The organism is Paenibacillus maysiensis, from assembly GCF_000520815.1.
Lineage (GTDB): Bacteria > Bacillota > Bacilli > Paenibacillales > Paenibacillaceae > Paenibacillus > Paenibacillus maysiensis.
The window spans coordinates 1-11,699 of sequence record NZ_ASRY01000187.1; the positions used below are offsets into that span (position 1 = coordinate 1).

Sequence of the window (11,699 nt, forward strand, 5' to 3'; positions counted from 1 at the left end):
CACCTACACGGTGGCACAATATAAGCCCCATAAAACCGCTTGTAATGAAGCGGCTCCAGCTAATATACTGAACCGCGAGTTCAATCAAACGGAAAGCAAACGTGTGGTGGTCAGTGATCTAACCTATGTCAAAGTCCGGAACGAGTGGCACTATATTTGTGTGCTCCTCGATCTGTTCAATCGAGAAATTATTGGCCATAGTGTTGGTCCCCATAAGGATGCAGCACTGGTTTCCCGCGCCTTTGCGACCGTGAAAGGCGATCTGAGTCAGATTCAGTGGTTTCATACCGACCGTGGGAGCGAGTTTAAAAATCAAAAGATGGATGAGCTTTTAGAGACATTTGAAATCGGTCGATCACTGAGTAAGAAAGGCTGTCCATATGACAATGCCGTGGCCGAAGCCACTTATAAAATCATGAAAACAGAGTTCGTGAACCAGATGAACTTTCAGAGCCTTCGTCATCTGGAACTGGAATTATATGATTATGTCAACTGGTTTAACAAACATCGCATTCATGGAACTTTAGGCTATATGACGCCTATTCAGTATCGCCTTGCAGCCCTTAAAAAAGTTGTTTGATTTACTGTTGACAATCCAAAAGGTAACTGCTACGACAATCCCGTCATCGAGAACTTTTTCGGCATCATGAAATCTGAATTTCTGTATTTAATGGAATTCGAAAGTATCGCACATTTTAAACAAGAGTTATCAATATACATCGATTATTACAATAACAAGCGAATTAAGGCAAAACTAAAAGGCATGAGTCCGGTACAGTACCGAACTCATGCCCAACAAGTTGCCAATGATATAACCTGTCTAACTTTATGGGGTCACTTCATGATCAGTGGTTTTTAGTGTTTTGCTGAATGTTTTCCAGAAATACTACCATGATGGTTATCCATTGAGCTTTTATAGGTAGCTCCCTTATCAATAGGGCTAATGGGGCAGAAATTGAAAATTTTTTTATGGAAAAAGGGATACCATTTTTTTCTGGTCGTATGTGCTTATGAAATTTTCTTCTCCAAATAACAATTTCGCTTCCCGAATACTGCTCTTTGACAGTTCAGATAAAACGACAATAGCCAGATTGTATTTTGCACGTGAACAAATGACGTAGAACAAATTCCTTGTTCGAGTTTGAATATCAAAATTATTCGTATTGACATCCCCTATAATATCCATTCCTTCAAGGTATTTGTCCAAACTATAAGAACTCCAATCATTATCGTCAATAAAGCATACTACATTGTTAAACTCAGCACCTTTTGTTCCATGATTTGTGGAAAAAGGTGATGTTTCTTTAACGGTATAATACAAACGCCGGAATTGGCCATATTCCAGATCCATCAAATCGTAAAAGAATGAATCTTTCATTAAATCATTTTTAATGTATTCTTCTAATTTCTTTGAATATACAAGAAGACGATTCTTGTTAACAAAATCAAATATAACAGAAACCTTTTCAATATCTGCAATTTCAATCAATCGTTGCATAAGATCGTATAATATTACCTTGTCCTGAGTGTTATTCAGCTCAAAGGATGTTTTTTTCAAAAAAAGTTGAATCTTGTTTTGTTGGAATAATTCAATTAGTTCTTCAATATCAAATAAAAAATTTGCAAAGATACAATCTCTGTTTGTAGAATTTTTAAGCAGCATATCTTTGTTTTTGGCCCTTCTGTCTGCAAGACCATATTTAGAAAACAATCCAGGGAAGCTTATCTCTAATAATCGACGATTAATGATTTCAATTTTCATATCGTCCTCAAACTGCTTCACAACTTCCTTAAATAGTTCCAGCTTATGAAAGTTTTTGTTCTTCACTATACTAGTGTTAAATTCCTTAATAAACTTCTCATCAGTGCTTTTAAGGCTACCCTTATCAATAGACTCTTGAACATCTTTCGGGAGCATTTCAAAAATAAGTCTTGAGAGTTCTTGATCTTCACGAGTTTCTTTTCGAAGCTTATCAATAAAACCTAATTTAATCTGACCAATTTTATATCTTATAGTTTCTTCTTCATCATACAGCTCATGTAACTCCAAATAATTGTTTTTCTTAGCGATCGCTTTGGTCACCAAAAATAATTTCTTCAGTTCATCCGATGAGCTAATAGAAAGATCACTTCTTAACTGTTCTTTATTAAAGAGTTCTACGTCAAGTTGCCTATCATTAATATAATAAAAGAGACACCTCCCGTTCTTGTTATCGCCGGATGGTTCTTGCTCCAAATTATCTTTTCTCAATTTATTTAGAATACTTATAACTTCTGCTGATGACCTATAATTTTCACGTTTTATGATTGGCTTAAATTCATATTGCACGTGATCTATTTTCCCTATTGATCCATTGTATATTTGTTGATAATAATCCCCAAACAGTCCGAACAATATAGAGGTATGAGGTTTAATATCTTCTAGAAAAACTTTTGCTACAACCTCTTTAGTATCTTGATATTCATCTATAAAGATGATTGGATAAGCGTCTTGAACAATTTTCTTTATCATCGAATTCTTTTCCAAAATTTGAATACTTAATTGAAGCATAACATCATGTGAAATAATTCCCTTTCTATAATTAGCATTATCTTTGTATTGTATTTTGTCATGAAACTTATGCAATGATTCGATACGCTCTATCTGTTTTTCACTATCTGCTTTAGCATTCTTATACTTCTGGGTTTTTTCACTAGAAGTTTCCATGACTTCTTTATTTTTTTGAAGTTTGGTCTCAAGATAAGCGATAAACTCGCGCTTAAGCTCTTTTTGAAAAGGCTCTATCATTCCCCAAAGAAAATCATGAATGGTTTTAACCTCAACCATTTCATTCCCATTTATTCTGCTTATGATTTCTTCCTTAGCCACGTTGGTGTACGTAATACAAGCTATTTTTTTATTTCGTTTCCGATACTCGATTTCTTTTTTTTGTATAATGTAATGTAGAGCCTGCACTAAAGTCCATGTTTTACCGCTTCCTGCGCCTGCTTCGATGATAAAACTTTCTCCCTTATCAATACAGGAGCACACTTGCTCCACTACATCGCTAACCAAAGAAGTCCCTCCTTAATATATGATGGAACATTCCAATCCTTCAAATACATTAAATCAAATGCAAAATTAGATTTCTTATCCCTTTCATCTATATGCTCATAAATAGAATAGGAATTATCCAATATAGCTTGTCCATCAGTAAAGTGGCGAATAAACTTAGAAATACTGCTTAATCGATCTTTATTTTGAAAAATAAACAATGCATTATCAATCAGAAAGGCTTCTTCAAACGTTCGACCGCACTTAACTTTATTTTCTGTTATAAGTACATTATTCTGATATGAAACCGCAACGTTTCCTTGCTGTTTTTTATTTTGTTCCATATCAAGCAACTCTTTGATTGAGACAAAACCTGGCAACCACTCCTTTAACGTTGGGTTGGTTGTTACCAGATCTGCTAGTTTATTCTCTTGAACTTCACATTTTTTAAGTCTTGTTTTTATTGATCCATCTTGATTGTATTGTGTGATGCCCTCTTTCTTTACCTCTGTACGCATGCAACAATCTATATCCGTGATGATAAGGGTTTTCACCTCTAAGAATTCAATAAACTCTTTAAATTTATGCATATATGCACCACTAACTTCTATTACTGATATATATTGTTCAGATAGAATTTTGAGAGGTAATTGCGAAGATTTTATTATGACATCCACTTTCTCAAGAAACATGGGCATGAGCAATCGCTCGCAGAGCCCTTCAATCATTATAACTTTATCAGCGAAAAACATATCGCATTTAACCAAAGTAATATATCTCTTTAAAAATTGAAGCGTATCAATATCATATTCAGTATCTTCTTCGTCTTTTATTGTGTCTTTATCTTTTACAGAAAATTTCATCATATCTTTTACAACAACATGTCTATTATTCCTCAAAAAATAACGAATACTTTCAAAGTTCGAATTGGAAACTATATGCGAGGAGTGTGTGGTAATAATAACTTGTGCTTGAATCTGGTTTGCCTCCAAGAAAGCATTGACTCGTTGAATAAGAATACTTTGTAACTGTGGATGCATATGAGCCTCAGGCTCTTCAATAAAGATTAAATTTAAATCAGTTCCGTTTTCTTGAATTGATGACTTAAAACTAAGTATTTCTGAAATAATGTAGATTAAATTACTGTATCCGAGCCCATTGTATTTCTCTGGTAGCAAGTGATCGTTATCTTTATAGAATAGCTTAATGCCCTGGAATACATTGGTGATAGACATATTAGACTTTAGAATAAGTGTTGAATCTTCTATATTCGGATAACCAAACGCGGCGTAAGAACTAATAAATTCATTAAAGAAAGCATCCAGCTTCTCGTCGATCTCGCTGTTAGCCTTGGAAACCTCTTTATTTAAATTATCCATTTCCCTTTCTTCTTTGTTGATTTCTGTAGACTTCAATGACCGATTTTTATATTCTCTCTGAAATACGTTGGATAGCTTAGAATTTCCTTTTGAATTCCCGTCGTCAACTTCTCTTTGCGCAGCGATAAAAGCTGTACCAATAATTTTTTTTATATCTTGAAGACTTACGGTGGAAGTTTGGACATCCTCGGCATACGGACGGATTGTATATTTATAGTACAAATGGTGCAGGTGGCTTATATATTCAATAATATCTTTCTCTGGATCTTTGATATGCTCTTTGTACACATGCTCGAAGAAAGCGTCGGCTTGTTCCAACGCATAAGAGAATAAAATCTGAACCTGATTGGAGGCATCTAGGGAAGTTAATAGAGGTCTAATATTACTCCAGTTATCTTGGTCACTATACTCAATCGTTAACATCATTTGTATTGATGGAACATCTTTACAATTGATTTCTGCAAACTCTTTTTCTTTCCCTTGATTCTTAGACGAAAGATACTCATTAAATATTTTTTTGAATTCCAAGTGACATGCAGAGGAAAAATCAGACCATTCAAATTTCCCAGATTTGAGAAAAAGCTCGAAAATATGTGTAAAAGAAGTTTTCCCTGAATTATTTTTCCCTACAATTACTGTGGTTTGTTTATCAATGCGGACACTGTTCTTTATCGTTAGATCGTAGAGCATTCGATAATTTCTAACTTCAACATCAACTAGCTTCATTGCTCAACCCCCAAGGTATAGAAAATCAAGACACTTAAATATTCGGAATGTACTTACAATTTACTAACTCAAATTCTGTTTCAATAAATTTCTGTAATTTCGTTTCCTTAGTTAAGCTGCTCCAAGTAACTTTTGTCGTTGCATGCAAACGGTACATTAGAACTGACGAATAGCTTGGTTCAATAAGAACCCTATCCCCCCCTTTAATATCACTGGGATAAATATAGGTCTTTATCTTATTGAATAAATTCAGATTTGCTGATTATGTTATACCAAATAATATCGTCTTTTTAATCTAAACAATTAACATCTCACTTGTTTGAATATTGATGTTATATGAAGAACTAGCCTTAATAATTCATTCAAACAACTTGGAAATTACTGAATCCAAGCTCTTGAAAACAGCAAAGACATATTTGGCATCCCCTTATGCTGTTACCTTTTTTCTCTTCTAAATTTAAGCCCCAACAATTACCTTGTCTACAGAATGTATGTTCGGTTTATAATAATACAAGAATACATATTAGCTTATTGGAGGATACAGTATGACTAATATAAATGAGCGGGCAATTTTTCTAGCAGATTGCCAGTCCTTTTATGCCAGCGTAGAAAAAGCTTCCCACTCGGAGTATAAAAATAAACCACTTGTAGTGGCTGGAGATCCGGCACGCAGATCCGGGATTATCTTGGCCGCATGTCCTATAGCAAAAAGTTTCGGGGTGTCTACAGCAGAACGGCTCGGTGAAGCTCTCAAGAAGTGTCCTGAACTTGTAATTGTCCGTCCCCGTATGAAATATTATATCGATGTCTCCTTGGCAATTACGGATATATACAAGGAGTACACCGATCTGGTCGAGGTATTTAGTATAGATGAACAGTTTTTAGATATTTCTAAAAGTTTAAAAATATTTGGTGACCCTTTAGATATTGCAAAGGAAATCCAAGAAAAGGTTCTTTTGCAGACCGGAGTCTGGGTTAGGATTGGGATTAGTTCAAACAAAATTCTTGCCAAAATTGCAACCGATATATGGGCCAAAAAGAACAAGAATGGCATTTTTACACTTCTCAAGACAGATGTCGAGCAGTTGCTATGGTCGCAGCCGGTGAATAAAATGTTTGGCGTGGGCTCGCGCATGACGGCCCATTTCGCACGGCTCGGGATGACCACTATAGGGGATATCGCCAGAACACCGCTGCCGGAGCTGAAGCGCAAATTCCGCGCCCATTTCGGCAAGCAGTCCGACATTCAGGCTGAAGTAATGTGGAGAACCGCCAACGGCCTGGACGACAGCCCCGTCGCTCCGTATACGTTCAGTACCCCTCAGAAGTCTGTCGGCCATATGATGACCTTGCCTAAGGACTATCAGGAGCCGCACGAGATCGAGACCATCCTGCTGGAGCTCACAGAAGAGGTGTGCCGGGACAGTCGACGCAAAGGATATATGGGGTCTGTTGTTACTGTCGGCTGCATGTGCAGCCCTTATGAGGCGCCGACCGGATTTTCGCGCCAGATGAAGCTGTCCGATCCAACCAACAATACGAATAAAATTTACAAAGCCGTAAAGGAGATCTTCTATAAATTCTGGGACCATATGCCAGTGAGACGCCTGGGCGTCAGCCTGAGCGGTTTGACGAACGCGGAGACGTATCAGCTTTCCTTTTTTGAAGATCAGGAGCGAGCACGTTCTTTAGAGAAAGTCACGGACAGCATCAAGGATCGTTATGGCAGCGCGTCAATCATAAGAGCCTCCTCCTTGATGCAGGCTGGGCAGGCTTTGGAAAGATCTTTAAAAATTGGGGGGCATTATAAGTGAAACGCAGGACATAAACAACAGCCGATCACCTGAAGTGCACCTCTTAGAATAGACATTGGAATAAGCCCCTGATTTATCCGATGAAATCACGACTGCCCCCCCAATTTGTAAGACAGGATTAAAATACCTTTCAACTTTAGGTGACCAGTTGCTTTATGTAGGCACACTTGTATTTTCTCGTTACATATGCCTACATAAAGCCCGGAACGCCGGGCTTTTGTTTGGTATAAGATATGCAGGTGATATTGTGTAATACAGCGGATGCCGTAATCGCAAGAGCCTCCTCTGACATCACGCCGGGCAGGCCTGGAGAGATCCATGATAATTGACGGGCATTATAAGTAAACAATTAATTAAGAGGAAATCATAAAGTATATCCAACTCATTATCCTGATTTCCTCAAAATGAACCTTTAGAATTAAAATCAACTCTTTTCGAGAGTTGTTTTATAGATTATTATTTCTCGCTTGTAACTCCATTTTTATCACGATCTAAATTAGTACTATAACTCAAATCTCCTCCTATAAAGAAGCTACCCCGATTTCTCAAATTGCTGTACAATTCTATAAAAAACGCTTGTTTTGGAAGATACGTTATCAGCTGAACAGGTATAGTTTTCTATACGTTCTCGCTTTTTCCTTCATTTATCTCAAACATATGACTCCAAGCGATTACCGCTCCAAGACTTGGTGCAAGGTTGTTCGATGAAGCTAAAGTTTACAATTTAGCAACCTAGTATTTTAAGAAAAATAAGTTTGAATAAGAACTTGTTCATTTTTTAAAAAATTTGATCTACTTGAATGGTTTTCGATATTTACTAACATATCAAAACGTGCATAGTTCTTATTTCTGTACGTTGTATTTAATTCAGGTTTTAGCTCATAGATTAAACCAGCTTCTAAACTACTCAAAAGGCTTTTAGCATCCTCAATTGGTTGTATAAATTCTAAAGGCATATAATTTTTTCCATCATCTAAGAAGACAACTGTCCCAAAATATATATGTTTAGAAAGCCCCTCATACACAGGTGCATGAAGTTTTAGTGCTGTACTATGGCCACTTAAGAAACGATGAGTTTTTGAAGAAGTCTTTCCGATATATACTATTTCTTCATCCTGATCATCACCAACAGATATAAAATAAATAGGATAGCAAGCAGCAGGAGGTGTTTTTAATTGATACTTAATCTCATGAATAATCTCTCTGTCAACATCCCTTAATTTTCCTGCCCCTTCAATTTCAAGTTCTTCACCATACTCATCAGTAATAATTCCAAATGCATTAGTAACATAAGTATTAACCCTATTCCACGTAACTTCTAAACTTTGAGCATCCATCTTCAATACTTCATAAAGTGGAAGGCACACGTCTAAACCAATAAAACAACCATATTCAGAATTGATATCTTTTAATTGATATCTATCTAAAATAGGTAAGTAGCCTATCCTTAAGTAATATTCTAAAGAGTGATACACAGTCAATTAATATTCCACCTTTTAAAGTATTATTAGTATATAACTAGGGCGTGTCTTCAAACTGATTAAATGGTAATACATAGGTTAATTATATTAAATGAATACACGATACGAAATTCGCGAGAGGCAATGGCTGCTAATCAAGATTTGTTTCCACCTGAACGAAAACCACAAGGAGGACGTCCCGCAGTGGACAATCGAATCATATTAAACGCGATGCTATGGGTGGCTCGTTCAGGTGCCCCTTGGTGTGATCTACCAGACCACTTCCCCAATTGGAAATCCGTCTACACCCGCTTTCGACGCTGGCAGAAAGCGGGTATTTGGGATGAAGTGTTAAAGCATGTTTCCCTAGATCCTGACGAGGAAAGCGTGATGATTGACGCCACGATTGTGCGAGTTCACAAGCATGGATCAGGCGCAAAAGGGGGCAAAGCAAGCAAGCGATCGGACGTTCCCGAGGTGGATTAAGCACGAAAATTCATGCGGTAGTTGACGCATTAGGGAATCCACTTCGCTTCGACTTGACCGGAGGCGAAGCACATGACTCCGTCCAAGGTTTCAACATCCTTAAAAGCATGAAACTGACCCGGAAGCAAGTTTTAGCTGACCGAGCGTATGATACGAATGTCATTCGGACCTTTTTGAAGGTACAACAGGCCGTACCGGTGATTCCCGGAAAGAAAAATCGCCGAGTGATCCCAACATATGATCGGGATGTCTACAAGGAGCGTCATTTGGTGGAATGCTTCTTTAATAAAGTAAAAAATTATCGTCGTTTAGCGACTCGTTATGATAAATTAGCGTGTACATTCAAGTCTTTTTTTGCCTTGGCAGCCATTATGATTTGGCTTGCTTGAGTTTGAAGACACGCCCTAGAAAGAACAAAGAATCTTCCGGTGAGGATCGGAAATCGAGATATAAGAATAAATCTCCATATCTACAAGGTTTTTTGACAGACCTGCTCAATCCTAAAGTGGCTATATTGTTCATGACGTTTTTTCCACAATTTTTAAATACTACATTATACAATTCCTTATTATGGGGCTTACTTATACAGTTGTAACTATTATATGGTCACTAAGCTATGTGACTTTAATTGGCTACATTCGTTCCTGGATGGAAAGACCCTCAGTACAGCGTGCTATTCAAAGAGTAACTGGACTTGTTTTTATAGGCTTTGGAATTAAGCTTGCTTTAGAAAAAAGACCCTGAATTCCCCCAGTTAAGGAAAATCCCTTACCATACTCAATGGTTCGGGATTTTTTATTTGCTAGGATGGAGTTCAACTTAAGGCTTTCTTGATCGGATGGAGCTTACATTATATAATAAAAAATTGTACACCTACATTAAGAGGAGTTCAATATGGAACGAAAGAATACTGTTGAGATTTTTCAACACCTCCTCAGTATGTGCAACGAAATTTCTGCCATGTACAAAGCTGGTCTGTCACATATATTAATGCAACACATTAATGAATGTAGTAAAGTACAACAAACGGATGATCTTTCTATTATTTATAAAAATGCTTTTACAGCGGAAGGAATTTGGGACCTTGCGAATGAATGGGTAATTCGTGGAATGGAAGAATCCCTCGAAGAAATGAAGATGTTATTTCAATCTCAAAAGCTACTCACCTGAAAACCACTTCCTTTGACAGTGGTTGCGCGTCCTAGGACCGCTGTTAAACGCAAAATTCCAAAAAAACTCTATGCAAATGGTCAAACCATTCACATAGAGTTTTTTCATTATCCGTTTACTTGACGCAAGCTAATATTTTTAATATTTCCGCATCGGTCAGCCGCAAGCTGTAGCTTGCAGATGTTTGATAAAAATAAAGTATTAGACTGACGATGAATCATTAAGCTAACGGACAGATAGGTTAACCATGAGACTTCAATAACTAGTATGGTTGTAGCCTTGTAAAAAATATTGATCCCTCATAAGGGGGGAGTGATTTATTATTGAGTCTGTATGTTAAAATTACTATATGGATTGTGAAGAAATGTACTTGAATTAATGCAGCAGATTAGTAGATGGTAGATTATACCATGGTGATTATATGGAGGTTGGTGCAATGTTTGAAAGTATATGTGTTTCTAGTGATTGCGATTTAGGGACAATAGCAGAGAAAGCAATTTTTTATGATAAGGTAAAAATAATAGTCAATGAGAATCTGTTAAATCGTTTGTTTTCACAAGTCCATCCCGCTGAATTTATTTCATTTTTAGAAGAACATAAAGAAAATATTGAATTAGTGTATTTCTGGGTTGTACCAGTTACTAGAACTTTCCACCACGATGATAAAACAGAAATAATGTTTACCTCAATGGATGAAGATGATGTAGACCCATACTTAGATTACTTGTGGGAAAAAGGCGGGTTGAATAGTCCTAATGGGCATTTTACAGACTTACCTTTGGCAAGAAGACTTTACAGATTAATGAGTAAAGATGGTATTTATTTTGAAACAACAAAAAAGTATGCAGAAGAAATGGAATCTGAAGAACAAATCATAAATTACTTAGAAAATTTCCTTATAAAGACCAATCCTTTACTTCTAAAGAAACTTCCAAAAGATATTAAGTTAAAATTACACGTCATAGAAGATGATGCTCTTTCAAAAAGATATGAATTAGAACATAATATTAGTAAAGAAATAATTGACCCTCTCTCATTTCTAGGAAGTTATTTTTCGACTTTTTCTAGCTTTGAAGTATGGTCAAAGTACTCATCGGATTTCCAATTAAGTCCATCATCTTCTATCTTAATTGCGAACAGATTTGATTCCCTTTATAACAAAATCGTTAGTGGAAGTAATAGTATAGAAACATTTAATAATTTTGTACTGAAAACTGGAAATGTTAGAGGAGTTTTGAATTCCGGAGAAAAGACTTTTTCAGAGTATATATCTATATATGAAAATAGTAGAAAATTCAAGGAGTTTATTGGTGATTTACCCCCAGAAGCTAATTTAATACAGGAATACTTTAATGCTAATAATGCAAATACTTGGGCTGAGAAATTACCATCTAAAACAATCAGGTTTGGGCTGTTTACAGGTGCAGGTTTACTTATTGATACAGTAGGTGGTTCAGGAGCTGGCACTTTATTAGGAATTTCATTGAGTGCGGTAGATACATTTTTAGTAGATAAGCTAATAAAAGGATGGAAACCAAATCACTTTATAGAAAATGATTTGAAAAACTTTATAAATAGTTAAATATGTAATGTTCAACTACTATGAAAATTTATTGCACCAAAGTGTGGA

At 36.3% G+C, this 11,699-nt stretch carries 7 protein-coding genes and 3 pseudogenes; 7 read left to right on the plus strand and 3 right to left on the minus strand.

What is annotated here, in order from left to right; translation table 11 throughout:
- Together L696_RS0112810 and L696_RS29545 are read left to right on the plus strand one after the other, a co-directional pair.
- Window positions 1-580: IS3 family transposase (locus tag L696_RS0112810; RefSeq protein WP_025683985.1), on the plus strand; the 580-nt coding region annotated here is incomplete at its 5' end.
- 18 nt (window positions 581-598) lie between these two features.
- A pseudogene (locus tag L696_RS29545) lies at window positions 599-859 on the plus strand (IS3 family transposase); the annotation flags it as partial.
- Between the two features lie 108 nt (window positions 860-967).
- On the opposite strand, the gene L696_RS0112815 reads toward L696_RS29545, so the two are convergent.
- Window positions 968-3,055, minus strand: coding sequence for a UvrD-helicase domain-containing protein (locus L696_RS0112815; RefSeq protein ID WP_025683986.1), 2,088 nt, complete (start codon window positions 3,053-3,055; stop codon window positions 968-970).
- Window positions 3,040-5,139 (minus strand): AAA family ATPase, encoded by a 2,100-nt coding sequence (locus L696_RS0112820; protein ID WP_025683987.1) that lies wholly within the window; start codon window positions 5,137-5,139, stop codon window positions 3,040-3,042. The genes L696_RS0112815 and L696_RS0112820 overlap by 16 nt, the downstream gene beginning before the upstream one ends.
- Window positions 5,140-5,684: 545 nt before the next feature.
- Here L696_RS0112820 and L696_RS0112825 point away from each other — a divergent pair.
- Window positions 5,685-6,953: a DNA polymerase IV gene (locus L696_RS0112825; RefSeq protein WP_025683988.1), complete on the plus strand. Its 1,269-nt coding sequence runs from the start codon at window positions 5,685-5,687 to the stop codon at window positions 6,951-6,953.
- Window positions 6,954-7,693: 740 nt separating this feature from the next.
- On the opposite strand, the gene L696_RS0112830 is transcribed toward L696_RS0112825, so the two are convergent.
- On the minus strand, window positions 7,694-8,434 hold the full coding sequence (locus tag L696_RS0112830; RefSeq protein WP_025683989.1) for a hypothetical protein: 741 nt from the start codon (window positions 8,432-8,434) through the stop codon (window positions 7,694-7,696).
- A gap of 63 nt (window positions 8,435-8,497) precedes the next feature.
- Here L696_RS0112830 and L696_RS32735 point away from each other — a divergent pair.
- From L696_RS32735 to L696_RS0112850, 4 genes and pseudogenes are all read left to right on the plus strand, one after another.
- Window positions 8,498-9,288: pseudogene (locus tag L696_RS32735) on the plus strand (IS5 family transposase).
- Window positions 9,234-9,643: pseudogene (locus L696_RS31950) on the plus strand (LysE family translocator). The pseudogenes L696_RS32735 and L696_RS31950 overlap by 55 nt, the downstream one beginning before the upstream one ends.
- Window positions 9,644-9,793: 150 nt before the next feature.
- Window positions 9,794-10,069 (plus strand): hypothetical protein, encoded by a 276-nt coding sequence (locus tag L696_RS0112845; protein WP_025683991.1) that lies wholly within the window; start codon window positions 9,794-9,796, stop codon window positions 10,067-10,069.
- Between the two features lie 436 nt (window positions 10,070-10,505).
- Window positions 10,506-11,651 carry a hypothetical protein gene (locus L696_RS0112850; protein ID WP_025683992.1) on the plus strand — a complete coding sequence of 382 codons (1,146 nt, stop codon included), beginning with the start codon at window positions 10,506-10,508 and terminating at the stop codon, window positions 11,649-11,651.
- Window positions 11,652-11,699 lie beyond the last annotated feature (48 nt).

Bases quoted from the DNA above. Each gene is read 5' to 3' on its own strand.
- L696_RS0112820 (WP_025683987.1), bottom strand. From the start codon at position 5,139: ATGAAGCTAGTTGATGTTGAAGTTAGAAATTATCGAATGCTCTACGAT.
- L696_RS0112825 (WP_025683988.1), top strand. From the start codon at position 5,685: ATGACTAATATAAATGAGCGGGCAATTTTTCTAGCAGATTGCCAGTCC.
- L696_RS0112845 (WP_025683991.1), top strand. From the start codon at position 9,794: ATGGAACGAAAGAATACTGTTGAGATTTTTCAACACCTCCTCAGTATG.
- L696_RS0112850 (WP_025683992.1), top strand. From the start codon at position 10,506: ATGTTTGAAAGTATATGTGTTTCTAGTGATTGCGATTTAGGGACAATA.